The organism is Bifidobacterium favimelis (assembly GCF_037963085.1).
GTDB lineage: Bacteria > Actinomycetota > Actinomycetes > Actinomycetales > Bifidobacteriaceae > Bombiscardovia > Bombiscardovia favimelis.
The window spans coordinates 161,676-181,218 of record NZ_JBANDZ010000002.1 but is presented as its reverse complement, the minus strand read 5'-3'; the positions used below and the strand labels follow the sequence as shown (position 1 = coordinate 181,218).

The 19,543-nt window shown below is 65.8% G+C and carries 15 protein-coding genes; 11 read left to right on the top strand and 4 right to left on the bottom strand.

What is annotated here, in order from left to right; genetic code table 11:
- Positions 1 to 113 precede the first annotated feature (113 nt).
- Positions 114 to 530 carry a glycerophosphodiester phosphodiesterase gene (locus tag V6584_RS07065; RefSeq protein ID WP_340469852.1) on the top strand — a complete coding sequence of 139 codons (417 nt, stop codon included), beginning with the start codon at positions 114 to 116 and terminating at the stop codon, positions 528 to 530.
- 103 nt (positions 531 to 633) lie between these two features.
- Here V6584_RS07065 and V6584_RS07060 read toward each other — a convergent pair whose 3' ends face one another.
- Complete coding sequence (locus tag V6584_RS07060) at positions 634 to 4,209, bottom strand: SNF2-related protein (RefSeq protein WP_340469854.1); 3,576 nt, start codon at positions 4,207 to 4,209, stop codon at positions 634 to 636.
- A 504-nt stretch (positions 4,210 to 4,713) separates the two neighbouring features.
- Between V6584_RS07060 and V6584_RS07055 the strand changes: the two genes are divergently transcribed.
- From V6584_RS07055 to V6584_RS07045, 3 genes are all read left to right on the top strand, one after another.
- Complete coding sequence (locus V6584_RS07055; RefSeq protein ID WP_340469855.1) at positions 4,714 to 6,150, top strand: DHA2 family efflux MFS transporter permease subunit; 1,437 nt, start codon at positions 4,714 to 4,716, stop codon at positions 6,148 to 6,150.
- 280 nt (positions 6,151 to 6,430) lie between these two features.
- On the top strand, positions 6,431 to 7,687 hold the full coding sequence (locus V6584_RS07050; RefSeq protein ID WP_340469856.1) for an FtsX-like permease family protein: 1,257 nt from the start codon (positions 6,431 to 6,433) through the stop codon (positions 7,685 to 7,687).
- Positions 7,684 to 8,538, top strand: a complete 855-nt coding sequence (locus V6584_RS07045; protein WP_340469857.1) for an ATP-binding cassette domain-containing protein — start codon at positions 7,684 to 7,686, stop codon at positions 8,536 to 8,538. Before V6584_RS07050 ends, V6584_RS07045 begins: the two co-directional genes overlap by 4 nt.
- Here V6584_RS07045 and V6584_RS07040 read toward each other — a convergent pair.
- Positions 8,531 to 9,064, bottom strand: a complete 534-nt coding sequence (locus V6584_RS07040; RefSeq protein ID WP_340469858.1) for an NADPH-dependent FMN reductase — start codon at positions 9,062 to 9,064, stop codon at positions 8,531 to 8,533. The two genes, V6584_RS07045 and V6584_RS07040, sit on opposite strands and share 8 nt — an antisense overlap.
- A gap of 178 nt (positions 9,065 to 9,242) precedes the next feature.
- Here V6584_RS07040 and V6584_RS07035 point away from each other — a divergent pair, with 178 nt between their 5' ends.
- Positions 9,243 to 10,187, top strand: a complete 945-nt coding sequence (locus V6584_RS07035) for a hypothetical protein (RefSeq protein ID WP_340486335.1) — start codon at positions 9,243 to 9,245, stop codon at positions 10,185 to 10,187.
- A gap of 10 nt (positions 10,188 to 10,197) precedes the next feature.
- On the opposite strand, the gene V6584_RS07030 is transcribed toward V6584_RS07035, so the two are convergent.
- On the bottom strand, positions 10,198 to 10,905 hold the full coding sequence (locus tag V6584_RS07030; protein ID WP_340469861.1) for an HD domain-containing protein: 708 nt from the start codon (positions 10,903 to 10,905) through the stop codon (positions 10,198 to 10,200).
- Positions 10,906 to 11,011: 106 nt separating this feature from the next.
- Here V6584_RS07030 and zwf point away from each other — a divergent pair, with 106 nt between their 5' ends.
- The 6 genes from zwf (at position 11,012) to gnd (ending at position 17,933) form a co-directional block, all read left to right on the top strand.
- Complete coding sequence (gene zwf, locus V6584_RS07025; protein ID WP_340469862.1) at positions 11,012 to 12,586, top strand: glucose-6-phosphate dehydrogenase; 1,575 nt, start codon at positions 11,012 to 11,014, stop codon at positions 12,584 to 12,586.
- Positions 12,583 to 13,650: a glucose-6-phosphate dehydrogenase assembly protein OpcA gene (locus tag V6584_RS07020; RefSeq protein ID WP_340469863.1), complete on the top strand. Its 1,068-nt coding sequence runs from the start codon at positions 12,583 to 12,585 to the stop codon at positions 13,648 to 13,650. Before zwf ends, V6584_RS07020 begins: the two co-directional genes overlap by 4 nt.
- A gap of 133 nt (positions 13,651 to 13,783) precedes the next feature.
- Positions 13,784 to 14,599, top strand: a complete 816-nt coding sequence (gene pgl, locus V6584_RS07015; protein WP_340469864.1) for a 6-phosphogluconolactonase — start codon at positions 13,784 to 13,786, stop codon at positions 14,597 to 14,599.
- 224 nt (positions 14,600 to 14,823) lie between these two features.
- Entirely contained in the window at positions 14,824 to 16,287 is a 1,464-nt protein-coding gene (locus V6584_RS07010) for a GntP family permease (protein ID WP_340469866.1), read from the top strand.
- 28 nt (positions 16,288 to 16,315) lie between these two features.
- Positions 16,316 to 16,975 (top strand): gluconokinase, encoded by a 660-nt coding sequence (locus tag V6584_RS07005; protein WP_340469867.1) that lies wholly within the window; start codon positions 16,316 to 16,318, stop codon positions 16,973 to 16,975.
- A gap of 46 nt (positions 16,976 to 17,021) precedes the next feature.
- Positions 17,022 to 17,933 carry a phosphogluconate dehydrogenase (NAD(+)-dependent, decarboxylating) gene (gene gnd, locus V6584_RS07000; RefSeq protein WP_340469868.1) on the top strand — a complete coding sequence of 304 codons (912 nt, stop codon included), beginning with the start codon at positions 17,022 to 17,024 and terminating at the stop codon, positions 17,931 to 17,933.
- A gap of 130 nt (positions 17,934 to 18,063) precedes the next feature.
- On the opposite strand, the gene gndA is transcribed toward gnd, so the two are convergent.
- Entirely contained in the window at positions 18,064 to 19,533 is a 1,470-nt protein-coding gene (gene gndA, locus V6584_RS06995; RefSeq protein ID WP_340469869.1) for an NADP-dependent phosphogluconate dehydrogenase, read from the bottom strand.
- Between the last annotated feature and the right edge of the window lie 10 nt (positions 19,534 to 19,543).

The window sequence follows — 19,543 nt, the reverse complement described above, 5'->3', positions numbered from 1 at the left end:
CGTCAACGCCCGGAGGACCTGCCACCGCCCGCCGCGGTGCTTCCCGGCCACGGCCGCCCTGCAACCGTCAGAGGTCGCATAACGAAGATGTCAGATATCAAAGAAGGTCTGCCATGACAGAAGAGAACACAATCACAGTCGATCCGTCCATGTTTTCCAAGGACGCCGCCGCCAAGACCGCCAGGGCCAACGAGGAGGCCAAGCGCTTCGGGATCAGCGACGACGACCTCAAACAGGTCGAGGACTACAAGAGCCAGCTGAGCTACCACCAGGCCTGGGATCTTCCATTCCTGGGTTATGTGGATGAGGACGGCTACGGCTACGCCTATGTGCCCGATCATGCCGTGGCCCCGGACGGGTGGGACGCCCACCAGGCCTTCCTGGACCTGCCGGACAAGGTTCAGACCGCCTTCGCCATCCGCATGCTTTTCACCCACCGCGATGTGGACCGCCATGGGGCGGAGATGTTCCTCCACCACGGCAGGGGGATCAACGTCCGCTTCGAAACCCCCACCTCCACCAGCTACTGAGGGTTGCGGTCGGCGCAGGGAGGCCGTCCGGGTCGACCGGCGGCCTCCCTGCCGTTCGGGGGCCTGCCCGGGCACGTGAAGCCGCCGCCCCCTCACTCCCCCTTCACCCCAGGAGGTTGAGAAGGTCCTGTCTGCTCAGCCGGCTGATCGGGTTGCTCCCGGTGACGGCCGCAGAGTCCACGAAACGGGAGGCCAGGTCCGTCTTGGCCTTCTGCAGGTTGAGTATGCGTTCCTCGATGGTGTCCTTGGCCACGATCTGATAGACATTGACGTCCTGAGTCTGCCCTATCCGGTGGGCCCTGTCGTTGGCCTGCTCCTGGGCGGCGGCGTTCCACCAGGGGTCAGCATGGACCACCACGCAGGCCCCCGTCAGGTTCAGGCCCGTGTTGCCGGCCTTGAGGGAGATCAGGAAGACGGGCGTGTCGTCGGAGTTGAACCTGTCGACCAGCTCCAGGCGGCGCTTCTTGGAGGTCGCCCCCGTGATCATGTCATAGGCCACCCCCTGCCCCCTGAGCTGGTCTGCGATGAGGTCGAGGAAGCTGGTGAACTGGGAGAAGATGAGCATCTTGCGGCCGGCATCCCGACAGGATTCAACCAGGTCGCCGATGGCCTCCAACTTGGCCGAGACCTGCGGACCATGGCCCTTGGCACCGGCCAGGGCCTCCTGGCCCTCATAGACCAGACGGGGGTCGCAGCAGACCTGGCGGAGCCTGGTCAGTTGGGCCAACACCTGGATCCTGTCGGTTTCAAAGTCCACGTCCCTCTGCCTGTTCAGGCTTCCGCGAAGCCTCTGCTCCAGGGCGGCATAAAGTCTGCGCTGCTCCCCCTCCAAGGGAACGGTGAGGACGTTCTCTATCTTCTCCGGAAGGTCTTTGAGAACCTGTGACTTGAGCCTGCGCAGGATGAAGGGGCCGACCAGGGCCTGCAGACGGGCCTGGGCGGATTCATCCCCGCTGAGTATGGGCATTTCGAACCGGTCGCGGAAGTGGGCGTAGGAGCCCAGCAGGCCGGGCATGAGGAAGTCGAAGATGCTCCACAACTCGGCCAGGCGGTTCTCGATGGGGGTCCCCGTCAGGGCGAAGCGGTGCCGGGCCTGGACCTTGCGAACGGCCTGAGCGGCCTTGGTCGCGTGGTTCTTGATGTACTGGGCCTCGTCAAGGACCATGCAGAAGGTGGTCAGCCCCGCATAGTCGTCCACGTCGCGTCGCAGGAGGTCGTATGAGGTGATGAGGAGGTCGTAATCACCGGCATGCTCCAGGAGGGACCGACGGTCGGCCTTGCGCCCCGCCACCAGGCCCACCCGGAGATCCGGGGCGAACCTCCCGCTCTCCGCGGCCCAGTTGTAGACAAGGGACGCCGGGCAGACGATGAGGTCGGGGCCGACCCGCCTGGCCTCCTCCTGCCTGGACAGGAGGAAGGAGAGCATCTGGACGGTCTTCCCCAGGCCCATCTCATCGGCCAGGATTCCTCCGAAACCTTGGTCGCAGGCCGAACTGAGCCAGCGGAAGCCCTCCACCTGGTAGGGGCGGAGGGTGGCTGTCAGGCCGGACGGCACCTGATAGGCGGCCGGGTCCACGGACTTCAGACCGTCCAGGTAAGTGAGGAAACCCTCGTCCTTGTCGGCATCGTCCACCTGGGCATCCAGGTAGTAGGCGGCGTAGGGGGGCACGGCGGTCCCCCCGCCGACCAGGTCGGCGGGCTTGATCGACAGGTCGGCGGCCAGGTCGTCCATCCGGCCCGTATCCAGCGAGGCCAGGTCCACAAAGGCCCCGGAAGAGAGCCTGTGGAAACGCTTGCGCTTCCGGTATTCAGCCAGAAGGGCGGGCACCTCGGCCGGGTCTATCTCATCGGCGATCGGCGATATCTCCACCAGACCGGACTTGACCGACAGCCCCAACCTGACCTTGGTGTGGGAGACCACAGTCAGCCCGTCGAAGGCCGGGGTGGAAAAGACCTCCCCCAGCCCCCTCAGGACAGGCAGGCCCTCCGTCAGCAGGGTGTATATGGCCTTGTCATCGGACTCGGGGATTCTGGCCGGTCCCCCCTGAGGACCGGGGAAGTAGTGGCGGACGGCCTGGAGGGCCAGACGCTCGGTGTCACCGTCACGCAGGGGAACCGTGTCCGGATCGGCAGGGTCGAACAGGTGGTAACGGACCTGGCCGTACCTGGCCTGGAGGTCGCAGACGACTCCGTCCGCATCCCGGTCCAGGTAGATCTCCACCTGGCAGGGCAGGCGTCTCAACTCGCGCAGGCCCTCGGGGAGGTCGGCGGGGATTCCCCGGGTTGGGGCGGAACCGCCCTCCTGCCCATAGGCGGGGGCCAGGACGGGAAGCACGGTGCGGGCGAAGAGGTCCTCATCCCTGGCATCGAGAAAGAGGTCACCCTCCTGCCCATCCCTGCACAGGGTCTCGATGAGTTCCCGGTTGGCGGTGAAAGCCTTCGAGCAGCGATGAATCACCGGCTGTGACTGTCCGGCCGGCCCCGGGACGATGGGGCGGACGACCGCATAGGACGAGGCCTGACCCTGTATGAAGCATTCGACATCGGACCCATGGGTGATCAGATAGCCGTGCGACCCGCCGGGCTGGTCCTCCGCCTCTACCTTCAGCCCCAGATCGGGGTCCTCCCCCACCACCCTGGCCGCCATGGTCTGAATGAAGTACCTCTCCGGCGGCGTATAGTCCAGGGTCAGGTCCGAGTCGACGAAGAGGTCCAGGATCTGCGTGACCTCGTCGTCCGACAGGACCATGCCGCCGTTGGTCGGCCGGCCCCGGTAGGCCCTGGTCAGCTGGCCGTCCTGGGTGAGGCTGTCGCGGATGGCCTGGGCCCGTTCCAAGACGGACAGGAGGCCCTGGCCCCTGGCGTCGAAAGTGTCGAGGGAGTGGACGAAGGCCAGGCGGCGGCCGTAGGAGACGAATTCCGTGCTCTGGACAGCCCTCAACAGGGCCCTGACATCCTTTACCGCATAGGATATTCCCTTTGCGGGGACGGTGACGTGGAGGCGGACCAGCCAGTCCTTCCCCCTGCTTTCGATCGCAGGCCTCAGGGTGACGCTCCCTATCGGCAGGTGACGGTCCGAGGCCAGGGGGGACCCGGCCTGTGGGGATCCTGACCGGCTGTCGACCTCCTTGAGGAGGTTCAGTTGGCGGTCGCGGAACCGCCTCTGCCTGGCCGTGTCCTCATGGAGCATATAGGCCTGGAGGAGGCGGGAGGTCCTGCGGGGATGCCCGGCCCTGAGGGACCTCTCCCCCGCCTGGGAGAAATCTTCAAAGTGCTCGTTGTAATCCATGATCAGGGCGATCACGTGTTTGCAGATCGCCCCCCGCCTGCCAAAGGCGGTGCAGGTGCAGGAGGAGGCCACCAGGTCGGACAGGTCCTGGTCCACCCTGGCGCTCACCTGGTAGTCGTCCGTCAGGTCGTATGTGGAACTGACCCGGGCCGAAAGGGTGAGGACGGGACCCTCCTCCCTGGCCTTCAGGGCATACAGGCGGTGGGAATCTATCAGCTCGTGGGCGCGGAAGTAGGCCCGCCCTCCCAGACTGCGCAGGCGGCCATCAGGCACCACCGAGAGGCTGCCATAGGCGGAGACCCCATCCAGATCATCGTCTTCATCGTCATGGAAGCTATAGTCTTCCGACCTGCCTGACCTGGCTCCGTAGACCGATGAATGCCAATCCAAACCTGATACCTTCCTCCTCAGACCCGGCAGGCGGCAATCGGGCGGGACCGGCGCCCGCCCCTGGGACGCCGGGCCTCCTGGACGGACCGCCAGTTCGGAAATCATCCGGTGGGTCCATGGTCTTGGGGGTCCCTGCCATGCCGGGCAACGCATTAGAGCTTACCAAGTTCAGGGCTCGGCATGTTGCCCTGTTCGCTGAAGACGGCGCGATCCCAGGCCATCCGCACGGGGCCGGCCCGGAAGCCCGGAGAGGCGGAGACGACCCCCGGCCTGACCGCCTCCGCCGCCGCAGGCCGGGGGCCCGGCGTGTCGCACTCCCGGCCCGGACCTGGACGAGGGCGGAAGATGCCCGTTTTTCCAAGGAAGGGCAAGGATTCGCCCCCCTGCCCAGGTGGCAGGGAGGAAGTGCTGCATGCAAGACCCCTGCCGGCCTGTCCGACTTACGAGGATGACGACAAACACCTACTATGTCACTCTGTTTGCCTTCGAGAGGAGAATCGGATTTTGGAACAGACAGCCTCAAACGCTGCCCAGGGAAGAGCGAGAATCAAGATAGAACATCCGTGGCCCGCCATAGCGGCCCTGATGATCGGGGCCTTCGTGGGGATGCTGAGTGAGACCTCGCTCAACATAGCCCTGCCCAACCTGATGGAGAGCTTCGGCATCACCAATGCCACGGTCCAGTGGCTGGTCACCGGGTACATGCTGGTCATCGGCATAGTGCTGCCCTTTTCCAGCCTCATATCCAAGTGGTTCACAACCAGGCAGACCGTCATCTTCGGCCTTCTTGCCTTCCTGGTCGGATCGGTCATGTCGGCCCTGGCCCCCGGTTTCGGGGTCCTCCTGGCCGGCCGCCTGGTGCAGGGCATCGGGACCGGCCTGGTCCTCCCCCTCATGTTCACCGTGGCCATGCTCATCTTCCCTCCTGCCAAGCTGGGCACGGTGATGGGGATGTGCGCCCTGGTCATCATGTTCGCGCCTGCCATAGGGCCCACCCTGACCGGCCTCATCCTGGGCAGCCTCACCTGGCACTGGATCTTCTGGCTCTTCGTCCCCTTCCTGGTCGTCGCCCTGGTCTTCGCCCTCCTCTTCCTCAAGAACGTGGGCACCATCACCCGTCAGAAGCCCGACCTGCCCTCCATCCTTGAATCCATCATCGGTTTCGGCGGCCTGGTGGCCGGCGTCAGCCTGGCCGGCAAGTATGGCTGGGTCTCACCCGTCACCCTGGTCATCCTGGCGGTCGCCCTGGTGGCCCTGGTCCTCTATGTCCGCCGTCAGCTGGGTCTGGAGCACCCGGTGCTCAACCTGCGCATCTTCTCCATCCCGGCCTTCCGTTCGGGGGCCAGCCTGGTCATGCTGGACTTCGCTGTCATCCTCTCCTCCATGTACCTCCTGCCCCAATTCCTCCAGAGGGGGCTCCTCATTCCGGTCGCGATGACGGGCGTTCTCATGCTGCCCGGAGGGGCCATCAACGCCCTGGTCTCGGCCTTCGCAGGCCGCCTCTATGACGGGTTCGGAGCCCGGATCCCCGTGCGCACAGGATTCGTCATCGCCCTGATCGGCGCCGTCATGCTCCTGTTTGCAGGCCCCGCCAGCCCTGCCGCCTATGTGGTGGCCGCCCATATCATCCTGATGATCGGCTGCCCCCTGGCCATGTCACCGGCACAGACCTACGCCCTAAACTCCCTGAGCGGGGCCCAGTCCGGCGACGGCAGCACCATCATCAACACCATGCAGCAGATCGTCGGCGCCGTGGCCACCGCCGTGGCCACCAGTCTCCTGGCCATCGGCGAGACCAGGGCCGGAAAGGTCGACAAGGCGGCCGCCTTCACCAACGGCACCCACTACGGCATATGGTTCACCATCGTCCTGATCGTCATCGCCCTCCTGATTTCGCTCAGGGTGCGCAGGTTCTCCCACGCGGACGACCAGAAGGCCTGACGGTCCCGACCCTGCCGCCAAGGGTCTTGCGGCCCGCTCCGGCAGCCACCGATGCCCCTTGACCCGCCCGCTGTGGGTGGGCCAAGGGGCATCGTCCCATTTCCAGACGGCTCACAGACACCTTCCATATATGGTTGAGCGAACTTGGTATCATCGTCACTAGACCGGCAAATGGTTGTCGGCCCGGTACCGGGCAGGGCCTGCTGTGCCGGTGCCGCCACCCGGCGGGCACCCGCCGGATTCGGCCGTCGCCGGCGATGGAACATCAGGAAAGGGTGACATGTTCGTTCTCAAGAACGCGTGGGCAGCCATCGGGCGGCATCCATGGCGCAACGTCCTGCTCGTCGTTACCTGCATCGCGGCTTCGGCCCTGTCGGTGTCGGGGGCGACGGTGATCAAGGCCGACCAGGATTCGAAGACGACCGGGTACGAGGTCCAGCCGGCGGATGCCATCATCACCCCCAAGAAGGGGAGCGGGGCCAAACCTCAGACCTGGAAGCAGTACAACATCTACGCCCAGGTGGCACAGAGCTCCGGCATGCAGTACAGCGCCTACTTCTACGAGACCTCGAATGTGAAGACCAAAGGCCTGCATCCCGCCTCGGACGAGTCAGGCTCCGGGAACGGGGTCTTCTCCCTGGTCGGCGTGGCCAACCGGGAGGCCGAGAACAAAGGCCCCCATGGGTCCGTGAAGGTGGTCAAGGGCAAGGATCTGGACTTCACCTCCTCGAACCCGAACATGATCAGCATGGCACTCATCTCCGAAAGCACCGCCCAGGCCAACAAGACCAAGGTGGGCGACTCCTTCAAGATCGTGGACCCCAAAGACCCCAAGAAGACGACCGAGCTCAAGGTGGCCGGCATATACAAGGACCAGGCCTCGGACGCCAAGGCCGCGGATGCCGTCTACGTGAACTACCAGATCTTCTCATCCGGCGGATTCGACACGGCCAGCGAACCGGGGGCCGCCGGACACGAACTCCATGTGGCCTTCAAGCTGCAGTCGCCCGCCATCTACCGCGAGTTCGTCAAGATGCTCCACAACTCCGGCCTGGAGGCCGACAAGTATGATGTGACCTCACCCTCCCTGGAGGCCTATGCCAGGAAGATGGAACCCCTCCACCAGGCCGCAGGCCGGGTCAAGACCGGGCTGACTGTCATCTGGGTGGTCGCAGGCCTGACCCTGGCCCTCCTTCTGGCCTTGACCCTGTCCAACCGGGCCAATGAAATCGGCATGGGGGTCACAGTGGGTGTCCACAAGGCCCGGATGGGCTGGCAGTTCTCCATGGAGACCCTGATGGTGACCCTTCCCGGCCTGCTTGTCGGACTGGGTCTGGGCGCAGGCCTGACCAAGCCCGTCATGCGGGCCATTGGCGCCCTGAAGGCTTCGGCCCAGGTGCCGGGCTGGGACCTGATCGGCCGGGTGGGCCTGTATGGCCTGGCGGTCTGCGCCGTCATCGCCCTCCTCGCCGCCATCCGGGTGTTCGCCTTCAGAACCTCGCAGCTTTACGCAAACGACCTTGAGGAGACCGCATGAGCGATGATGAAGAAGAGCGGGATATGACAGTCGACGCCGCCGGGGAGGCCGATGCCGGCCAGCCGGAGGCAGGGGATGCCGAAGCTGACGAGCCTGGCTTCAACGTGGTCATCGACCAGGAGATCACCGAAGAGGACGACATGGAGGTGGCAGACCTGGCCGTCTCCGGTGACGACGAGGAGGTGCTGGTCCCCGGCGGCTACCCCGTCCTCTCCCTCAAGCACGTGAGCGCGTCCAGGAAGGCCCACGGGCATGAGGAGGAGGTCCTGAGCGATCTGGATCTCGACTTCCAGCTGCGCAGGCTCTACTCGGTCGTGACCGCCACCGCCGCCCAGCGCGCCGCCCTTATGGCCATCATGACGGGTCTGAAAGCCCCTTCCGCCGGCACCGTCTTCTTCCGGGGGACAGACATCAGGCAGATAGAGGCCTCCGACTACCGGGGCCACCAGATCGGCGCCGTCTTCGGCCGGGACGCCCTGCGCGAAGACCTGAGCCCCCTGGATAACCTGGTGTACACGATGGATGCCTGTGGGAGGACCTTCCTGGGTCCCAAGCCCAACCTGGCCAGAAACCTCCTGGAAGAGGTCGGCTTCCCGGACAGGCTGGTGGAGACCAGGGTGGCCGACCTTGATGCCTTCGACCGTGAACTGGCCAGCGTGGCCAGGGCGGTGTGCTGCGAGTGCGATGTCCTGATCACCGACGAACCCACCGGCAGGGTGGAGCCCGGCGAATGGGACACCCTCCTTGAGACCCTGAGAAAGGTCTCAAGGAAAAGGGACTGCGCCGTCATCGTGCTCACCTCAGAAAACGGGGATGACGGGTCCTACGACGAGCGGTTCATCGTCAACTGATCATGTGGTCGACCATGGCCTTGGTGAAACCGCGGACGAAGTCCCGGGAGCCTGGCGCCAGATTCCCGTCGGGATCGAAGCCCGTGCGGGTGTCGAAGTACATCTCGGGCTGTCCCATCACCTTGATGTCAAGGAAGAGGAGGACGTTGCGCAGCGCCTGCTGGGCCTGGGTCGTCCCCAGGGCGCCCGGGGTGGCGCCGGCTATGGCGGCCGGCTTGCCCGCGAAGGAGTTCTTCCCCCATGGGCGGGAGCACCAGTCGATGGCGTTCTTGATGACCGCCGTGTAGCTGCGGTTGTTCTCGGGGGTGACGAAGAGCACCCCGTCGGCCCTCTCCACGAGCTCCTTGTCCCTGGTGACCTCGTCCGGGAAGTCCTCCTCCAGGTCCTGGTTGTACAGGGGGAGGTCCATGTTCGCGTACACGAACTCAGTCCCCTCCGGGGCCAGGGCCTCCATGCTCCGCGCAAGACGCCTGTTGATGGAGTCCTTCCTGAGCGAACCTACGAATACCGCGATTGTCGTCGTCATGTCTTTTCCTCCAAAGGTCGATGGGATGAAAGCCCCGTACGGACGGCACTGCAAGTCGCAACTTTCGGCGTTGGCCTCGCTGCACCTTCCCGTACCATAACCCCTCACGGGGGTGAAACCTGTTTTCAGCAGTCAGGGAAGAGGGGTTGACCCGGGGAATCCGGCTACAATGAAGGCCATGAAAATCGGCGGCGGGAGGGAGCGGGTCTGCCATGTCATCTCCCACCAGGGCTGGATCGCCGACACCATGTCCAGCGCCCTGGATGGGAGTCGGGACTGGAGGATCGTCAGGCATGACGGCCTGTCCCCTGTGGAAGGCATCGGCCCTGACGAGGCGGTCTGGACCAGCCCTGGGCAGCTCATAGCCCAGAATGCCTGGTTGGAATCCCTGGGGCGCCCGCCCATACGCCTGGCGGCCCCCTCCCCCTCCTGGCCCCTGTGCCTGGACCGGAACCTGCTGGGTCGCAGGGTCATCCTGGCCGAAGCCGGCCGAATACGCTCCTGGAAGGCCCTTCCGCCTGGCCTGGGCACCCTCCCCTGGTCCCAGGTGAGCCAGGGGAGGGTGACTGGATTCCGTGCGGCACGGCGGTCACTTGAGACCCTCAAGGCCGACCTGCGCGCCGCGCCGGATGATGCCCTCATCCAGGTGGAGGGGCATCTCACCGCCATCCGGGAGGAATGGCGGGTGACCGTGGTCGGGGGCCGGGCCGTGAACTCCAGCGGCTATTGCCTGCACGCCGGGGAAACCGATCGGACGATCGTCACCGTCTTCGACGGGGCGCGGTTCGACCCGGCCCTCCGCCCCCTGGCCCAAGCGGCGGCCGTCGAAGCGGCGGCCAAGGCCGACCTGGATGCCGTCTGCATCGACCTGGTCTTCTGTGGAGGACCCGGGATGGCGGGCCACGAGAAGGCCGGACCCTTCGTGCTGGAGGTCGATCCCGTCTGGTGCTCGGCCCCCTACGACTTCGGCAGGGCCGGCATGGAGGCCTTCCTACAGGCCGTCCTGGCATGCAGGAAACCCGACCTCCTCGCAAGGGGGACCTACCACCCGGAATCCTGGATGCTCGAAAGCTTCGGCAGACGGTACCGGTCCTGGTGGGGGCCGCGTCCCGTCCGCCCATGAAGGGGAGGGGTCAGACCACCTGCATGGAGTACCGGCCGGCCAGGCCGCCCAACTCAGGCACCCCGTAACGTTCGACCAGGACCTTCCACCGATCCAGGTTGGCCTGTCCGTAACGGGCGTTGCGCTTGGCGGCCGTGGCCTCGGACACGAAGATGGGGGGGGTGTGCTTGCTGTGGAACTTGTCCGCATACATGACGACCTCCTGCTCCTGGTTGACGGGGATGTAGTCGTCCGGAGGAAGTGGGAGACCCTCCTTCTCCACCTGGGCCCGGGTGAGTCCCACACCTGTGTGGTTACGGGCGAACTGGGCCACGGACTCGTCCACCCCCTCGTCAAGGAGGAGGCGGTAGCCCAGGATTCCGTGCTCGATGTAGCGCTCCCCCTGGAAGGTCACTGTGGATCCGTCGGATCCGTCGTCCTTGAGAATCAGGTAGGTCCCCATGTCGTGCAGGAGGGCTCCCACCACCGTCAGGTCCTCATCCAGAAGATGGTCCGGGACCGTTCCCGTCGGCTGCCCCTTGTCCTCCGCCCCGGCCAGAAGCTCCTCCTGGGCCACCGTCTGCCCCTGGGCCTGACGGTAGCGGGCGTTGGCCCTGCGGACCGTGTCGCGGGCGATGATGGAGATGATGACGCAGTGCGTGTGAATCAGGTCATAAGCGGCCTTGGAGGGGGCATACTTGCGGTGGAGGGCCTCGGCCTGTTCTATGTTCGGAATCATAGCGCCATTGTAGGCCGCGTGTGACCTGTATGACGGTTGCGGGGAAATGGGTGACGGGCAGGGGCCGGGCAATTAGAATTCTAGAGAAGGTATTGTGAGGAGCAGCATGCAGACATCAGCACTTTCGCGGCCCGCCGGCGACCCCGAACCCCGGACGGCCCCGTGGAGCAACCCCCTGGTCGATTCCAGGGACCTGAGAATGCCACGGATCGCGGGTCCGAGCTCCCTGGTCATCTTCGGGGTGACCGGGGACCTAGCCAGGAAGAAACTCCTGCCGGCCGTCTATGACCTGGCCAACAGGGGCCTCCTGTCGGCCGGGTTCGGCCTGATCGGTTTCGGCAGACGCGACTGGGACGACAGGACCTTCGCCTCCTTTGCCGAGGAGAACGTCCGCGCCTACAGCAGGACCCCGTTCAACGAATCCACATGGCGCCAACTCAGCCAGGGGATGCGGTTCGTCAAAGGGAGCTTCGACGAGGCCGGGGCCTTCCGCAACCTCTCGGCAACCGTTTCGGAACTGGACAGGGTCAGGGGCACCAGGGGGAACCACGCCTTCTATATGTCGGTGCCGCCCAAATCCTTCCCCGTGGTGGCCCGGCAACTGGCCGAGTCCGGCCTGGCCCGGTCCACCCGGGGGGCCTGGCGGAGGGTGATCATCGAAAAGCCCTTCGGCCATGACCTGAAGAGCGCCATCGCCCTGGACAGGGTGGTCTCCGAGGTCTTCGAGCCTGACTCCGTCTTCCGGATAGACCACTATCTAGGCAAGGAGACCGTGCAGAACATACTGGCCCTGCGATTCGCCAACATGATGTTCGAACCGGTCTGGAACTCCAATTACGTGTCCCATGTGCAGATCACCATGGCCGAGGACATCGGCATCGGCGGCAGGGCCGGCTACTACGACGGGATCGGGGCCGCCCGTGACGTGATCCAGAACCACCTCCTCCAGCTGATGGCCCTGACCGCCATGGAGGAACCGGTCTCGTTCTCGGCCTCCGACCTGACCGCCGAGAAGGCCAAGATCCTCTCAGCCGTCAGGCTTCCCCGTGACCTGGCCGCCCACACCGCCAGGGGGCAGTACACTGCCGGCTGGCAGGGCTCCCAGAAGGTGGTCGGCTACCTGGAGGAGGACGGGATAGACCCCTCCTCCCGCACCGAGACCTACGCGGCCGTCAGGCTGGATGTGGACACGCGGCGCTGGGCCGGCGTCCCCTTCTACCTGCGCACTGGCAAGCGGCTGGGCAAGAGGGTCAGTGAGATAGCCATCGTCTTCAAACGGGCGCCTCATCTGCCATTCGAGGAAACCGCCACCCGGGAGCTGGGAGCCAACGCCGTGGTCATCCGGGTCCAGCCGGATGAGGGGGTCACCCTCCGTTTCGGCGCCAAGACGCCGGGCTCGGCCATGGAGGTGAGGGACGTGAACATGGACTTCTCATACGGACGCTCCTTCACCGAAGCCTCCCCCGAAGCATATGAACGCCTGATCCTGGATGTCCTTCTGGGCGACCCACCCCTCTTCCCGACCACGGAAGAGGTCAACCTCTCCTGGAAGATCCTGGATCCGATCGAAGAGTTCTGGAGCACACAGGGCCAGCCCCAGCCTTACAGGGCGGGCACCTGGGGGCCGCAGGAGGCCGACCTCATGCTGGCCCGAGACGGACACCACTGGAGGATGCCATGATTGTGACCATGCCGGACACGACCACGTCGGCCCTGGCCGACGAGATCGACGAATTGCACGTGGAACGCGGAGAAGCCGCCACGGGCCGGGTGCTCACCCTGGTCATCATCACCAGGTCGGCCCACCTGGAAGGGGCCCTTGAAACGGTCAACACCGCTTGCAGGGAACACCCCTGCCGGGTCATAGCCATCGTCACCGACCAGGGGGACTACCCCGGGCCGGGTGAGGACGAGGACGGAAACAGGGCAGGCGGGCAGGACGGCGGGCCCGGAAGGCCCGGGCAGCCTGATGGCGGACACGGCCGGGAGGATGCACCCGGGGACGGATGCTCCTGCTCCAAGCGTACGGAACATGCCGGCAGCCACACCCTGGATGCGGAGATCCGGTCGGGTTCGGATGCCGGGGCCGGCGAAATCGTGGTCCTCAGACCCGTGCCCGACCTCCTGCGCCATTCGGATGCCCTGGTCATCCCCCTCCTGGTGCCCGACGCCCCCCTGGTGGCCTGGTGGCCGGCCGATATCCCCGAAGATGTTTCGGCAGACCGGGTGGGGACCATGGCGGTCAGCAGGATCACGGACGTCATGCACGCCGAGGACCCGCAGGCCGCCTTCGACAGGGTTCTGGCCCACCCCTCCCCCCAGGACGTGGACCTCTCCTGGACCAGGACCACGGTCTGGCGTTCCATGCTCGCCTCCATGCTGGACCAGCCCCCCCACCTGCCCATCAGGTCGGTGAGGGTGACCGGGCAGGCCCACTACCTCCCCCTGGAGCTCCTGGCCTCCTGGCTGGCCATGAAACTGGGTGTCCCCGTTCAGGTGGAACGCAAAGAGGGGGCCCAGGCCATCACCGGCGTCTTCTTCGAGCGGGAGGACGGGACTCTGGGCATGGAACGGGAGCGTGGGGACCAGGCCGTCATCAGCCAACCGGGCCAGGCCGACCAGGGGGTCTCCCTCCCCCTGCGCACCGATGTGGACTGCATGAATGAAGAGCTGGGCCGATTGGATCCGGACGAGGTCTACGGGGAGGTCATCACCAGAGGGTGGCCCCTGGTGGACCATGATTGAACCCGGACCAGCCTGGCCGGCCGGGACGGTCCCCGTCGACCATGGCCGATGCCGGGCATAATAGTGTGAAAGGGCGCAGGACCGGCCACAGCCGGCACCGTGCCTGCAGGAATCTACATCGGAGGATCCACATATGACAGAACAAGGGTTGGCGGGTCGTCTCGTCACCACATACGCGACCACGGAACTGCTCAACCAGGCCACGGCGGCCCGGATCCTCATCGAGCTGGGGGATGTGCTTGCCAGCAGGCCCCGTGCGGACCTGGCCCTCACCGGCGGACGTGACGCCTGCGACCTCTACGCCGATGTGGCCGCCCACCCCCTCGCCGGGAGCGTGGACTGGAGCCGGGTCCACCTCTGGTGGAGTGATGAACGGTTCGTGGAGCCCTCGGACCCCGAACGCAACGCCAAGCAGGCCCGCGACATCTGGTTCGGCCAGCTGATCTCGGATGGCCTCATGCCCGAATCCAACATACATGAGATGCCGGTGGACTCCAGGACCAACGAAGAGGCCGAGGCGGCCGACGACGATGAGAATGACGCCAGGCTGGCCGAGGCGGCCCGGGCTTATGACCGCGAGCTGGTGGGCGAGCTGGGCCAAGACCCCCGTTTCGACCTGGCCATCTTCGGGGTGGGGCCGGACGGCCACTTCGCCTCCCTCTTCCCGGACCGTCAAGAGGTCCTCATCGACGACCCGGCCAACCGGGTGGTCGGGGTCAGCCACTCCCCCAAGATGCCCCCCCTGCGCGTCAGCCTGACCGTTCCGGTGATCAGGCGGTCGCGGAAGGTCTGGATGTTCACCTCTACCCCATCCAAGGCCCATGCGGTGGCCCAGGCCCTCAGCCGGACCGATGACCCCCATGTGCCCAGCTCCTTCGCCCGGGGAACCCAGGAGACCCGTTGGCTCCTCGATGCCCAGGCAGCTGCGGAACTGGAAGGACGGGCCTGACCCACCGGTCCTGGTGGCCGCAGGGGCCGCAGGAGTCACAGGGGCCGCAAGGGACCGATTCGATACCGTTCCCGCCTGTCGGCACGTCGTTGCACACTCCGTCCAGCCGCATCGGGTAGGGTTGGCCTGAGTCACCGAGGGCCGGCAGGTCGGGGCCGCAGGCTCGGGGCCGACGATGCGGAAGGGCATCAAGGACCTTCGAAATCCTCAGAGAAGAGGCAGTCATGGCACCGTTCACCTCACCTGCAGGCGGAGGCGTCCTTCAGACACTGGCCGCCCGGGGCCAGACACCTGCACCCGCCCCGGAACTCGATGCCGTCCGTCTCGGCGTCAGCCTGCTGCTCAGCCTGGTGGTCCTGATCCTCCTGGTCACCGTGGCCAAACTCCACCCCTTCATCGCCCTCCTGACCGCCTCCCTGGTGGTGGGCATCGGCTCCGGTTACGGCCCCATGCACACCCTGACCGCTTTCACCGGCGAGTTCGGCAAGACGATGGGCAGCGTGGGCATCCTCATAGGACTGGGGGCCATGGTCGGGCAGGTCCTGGTGGACACAGGGGCCACCGACCGTGTGGTAGACACCCTGGTAGCCAGGTCTTCGGCCGCCTCCATACCCTGGATCATGGCCCTGGTCGGGGCCCTTATCGGGCTGCCCATGTTCTTCGAGGTCGGTCTGGTCATCCTGGTCCCCGTCATGATCCTGATAGCCCGCAGGACCGGTCTCCCCCTCATGCGGGTGGCCATCCCCGCCCTGGCCGGCCTGTCCGTCATGCACGCCTGCGTCCCTCCCCACCCAGGCCCTCTGGCGGCCCTCAGCCAGTTCAAATCCGGGGGCAGCGTAGGCCTGACCATGCTCTTCGGCATCCCCGTGGCCCTGGTCGCCCTGGTCCTGGTCGGCCCCGCCTTCTCACGCATCGCCTCCCGCTGGGTGCCGGTCCAGGCCCCGGTTGATTTCATGGCCAAGAATGAGAAAGCCCGGGTCGAGGAGACCAGGCTACCCTCCTTCGCCCTCTCGCTGTGTTGCATCCTCCTGCCGGCCGCCCTCATGCTGCTCACGTCGGTCTTCGAGATCGCCCTTCCCGGTTTCAAGGACTCCAAGGAGGGGTTCGCCCAGGTGATCGACTTCATAGGCAGCCCCGTCATGGCCCTGGCCTTGGCCCTGGTCTTCTCCATGCTCTCCCTGAAGGCCGCCTCGGGCATCTCCTGGAAGACCGTCAACGCCTCCCTGGCATCCTCCCTGCCACCAGTGGCGGGCGTCCTCCTCATAGTCGGTGCCGGCGGCGGTTTCAAGGGGGTTCTGGTCGGGACCGGCATCGGCAGGATCATCGGCACCTTCGTCGAATCCTCCCACATCTCGATTTTCCTCCTGGGCTGGCTCATAGCCGTCTTCGTCCGCGTGGCCACAGGGTCGGCCACCGTCTCCATCCTGACGACGGCGGGCATCCTCAGCAAGGCCATGGCCATGATGCAGGCCTCCCCTGCCGCCGTGACCCTCCTGGTCCTGGCCATAGGGGCGGGCTCCATCTTCCTCTCCCATGTCAATGACGCCGGCTTCTGGCTGATCAAGGAGTACTTCGGCCTGTCCGTGGGGGAGACCTTCAAGACCTGGTCGGTCCTGGAGTGCCTTCTCTCGGTCGTCGTCCTGGCCCTGGTCCTGGGCCTGGGCCTCTTCATCCCCCTGACCGCATGAGGGCAGGCACACTCGAGAAAGGTTGAACATGGCAGACATGACAGCGACAGACAGGAGCCCTCTGGACCCCGACGCCCGCAGCATCGAACCCCACCCGGAACCCCCGATACCCTCGGCGGTGGAAAATGACGTGCCCAGGGGCTACCTGAGGGGCAAGACCCCGATCCTGGTCATCATGGGGGTCTCCGGATGCGGGAAGTCCACGATGAACGCCAACCTCAGCCAGAAGCTGGGGTGGGATGCGGCGGAGGCCGACGACTTCCACCCCAAGGCCAACATCGAGAAGATGGCACACGGAATCCCCCTGACCGACGAGGACCGCTGGCCCTGGCTGGACAGGATCCACGCCTGGATAGAAGACCACATACGGCGGGGTGTCCCCGGAACGATCACCTGCTCGGCCCTCAAGCGCTCCTACCGGGAGCGAATCTGGATGCCGGGGGTGGTGTTCATCCACCTGAGCGGGGACTATGACTCCATCATGGAACGCCTTTCAAAGCGCAAGGGGCACTTCATGAAGCCCCAGATGCTCAAGTCCCAGTTCGACACCCTTGAACCCCTGGGCGAGGATGAGATCCACGTGACCATTGACGTGGGGCTGCGCATGGCCCCTGACGTCGAAACGCAGGAGGTCATCGACGCCCTGGGACTCCAGGATCAGGTCGCGGCCCACGCCGCACATGCATGAACCGACAGGGCCGGGCCCCTCCGGGCACGGCCGCCCGCCGCAGGCCATGCGGCAAACGTCAAGAAAAGGATGTGGAACCATGAAGATCGGAATGATCGGCCTGGGCCGAATGGGCAAGAACATGGCTGACCGCCTGCGCGCCGGGGGCCATCAGGTGGTGGGATATGACATATCCCCGAATTCGGGCAGGGATGTGGACAGTCTCCAGGCCCTGGTCGGGGCCCTCGAGGCACCCAGGGCCATCTGGGTCATGGTCCCGGCCGGTGGCCCGACCGATTCCACCCTGGACCAGCTGGGAGACCTGCTTGACCGGGGGGACCTGGTTGTGGACGGGGGCAACACCCGCTACACACAGGACCAGGGCCATGCCAAGGCCCTGGCAGCCAGGGGAATCGGCCTGGTCGACGTGGGCACCTCCAACGGCATCTGGGGCAGGCAGGACGGCTACGCCCTGATGGTGGGCGGTTCGGACGAGGACGTCGAGCGCATCCGCCCCATCCTGGAGACACTCAAACCGGCCGGGGACTCCGGTCTGGTCCACGCCGGGGGTACCGGGGCCGGCCACTACGCAAAGATGGTCCACAACGGCATCGAATACGGGATGATGCAGGCCTTGGCCGAGGGTTACGCCGTGCTGGAGGCCAGTGACCTGATCGAAAACCCGGACGAGGTGATCGACTCCTGGAGGAAGGGGTCAGTCATCCAGTCCTGGCTCCTTGACCTCCTGGCCCAGTCCCTCCGGCAGGACCCCCACCTGGCCCACGTGGCCGGGCGGGCCGAGGAGACAGGCGAGACCAAGTGGATGATCGCCGACGCATTGGAGCTGGGCGTACCCACGCCGGCCATCACGACCGCCCTCTACGCCCGTCAGTCCTCACAGATACAGGACCCGATGACCATGAAGGTGGTGGCCGCCCTCCGTGAGGCCTTCGGCGGCCACCCGGTCCAGTCCGAGTAGGACCCCGCCGAAGGGCCTGTCCGCTTTGCCGACCAGGCTACGGGAATGCAGGGAGGGGGCCTGCGGGAATGATGTCCCGCAGGTCCCCTCCGTCAGTCACCTGCCCTGATCGTCATCCGTCCGGCAGGCCTCAATCGCCCTGCCTGATTTCGCTGCCGTCACCTGCCCAGAGGGTATGGAAGGCACCGGATTCATCGACCCGCCCGTAAGTGTGGGCGCCGAAGAGGTCGCGCTGCCCCTGAATCAGGGCGGCCGGCAGACGCCTGGAGCGCAGGCCGTCATAGTAGGAGAGGGAACTGGCGAAGACGGGGATGGGGATGCCGGCGCCGGTCGCCGCTGTGACAACCCTCCGCCAGGAGTCCTGGGCCTCCTCGATGGCCTGTTTGAAGAAGGGGTCGAAGAGGAGGGAACCGAACTCCCCGCCGGATGCATAGGCATCCGAAATCCTGTTGAGGAACTTGGCCCTGATGATGCATCCGCCCCTCCAGATACGGGCGATGGCACCCAGATCCAGGTTCCAGCCGTACTCCCTGGCCCCCTCTTCCATCTCGTTGAACCCCTGGGCGTAGGCGACGATCTTGGAGGCGTAGAGAGCCTTGCGGATGTCTTCGATGAAGGCCTTGCAGCGGTCCGGATCGGAGGCCAGATCCCCCAGGCCCCCCTCCTGGACGGGACCGGCAAGGCCCTCGCGGGCGGCCTCCTCACGCAGGTCCGCCGAGGCAGACAGGCCACGGGAGAAGACGGCCTCGCCGATGCCGGTGACGGGGACGGCCAGGTCCAGGGCGGTCTGGACCGTCCATGTGCCCGTGCCCTTCATCCCTGCCTGGTCCTTGACGATGTCGATGAAGGGCCTGCCGGTCCTCGCATCCACGTGGTGGAGCACCTGGGCGGTGATCTGCACCAGGTAGGAGTTGAGGTCCCCCTCGTTCCATTCCTCGAAGACGTCGGCGATCCTGCCGGGCTCCAGACCCAACCCCCGCCGCATCAGGTCATAGGACTCGGCGATGACCTGCATGTCCGCGTATTCGATGCCGTTGTGGACCATCTTGACGAAGTGGCCGGCCCCATCTGTGCCGATGTGGGTGACGCAGGGCTCCCCCTCGGCCCGGGCGGCGATGGATTCGAGGATCGGGCCCAGGGTCTCCCAGGACTCATCGGTCCCTCCGGGCATCATGGAGGGACCCAGGAGGGCCCCCTCCTCGCCGCCTGAGACCCCGCAGCCCACGAAGTGCAGGCCCCTGGCCCGGATGGCCTTCTCGCGGCGGATCGTATCCTTGAAGTAGGAGTTGCCGGCGTCGACGATGATGTCGCCCGCCTCCATCAGGTCGGCCAGGTCGTTGATCATCTGGTCGGTGGGGTCGCCCGCCTTGACCATGATGATGGCCGTGCGGGGCCTGGTAAGGGAGGCCACGAATTCCTGGAGGGTGTGGGCGGGGACGAAACGCCCCTCCGACCCGTGCTCGTTCATCAGGGTCTCGGTGCGGGAGTAATGGCGGTTGAAGACCGCCACCGTGTTGCCATGCCGTGCCAGGTTCCTGGACAGGCTGGCCCCCATGGCGGCCAGACCCACGACGCCTATATTGGCTTCTGCTTGTGTCATCACATACCTT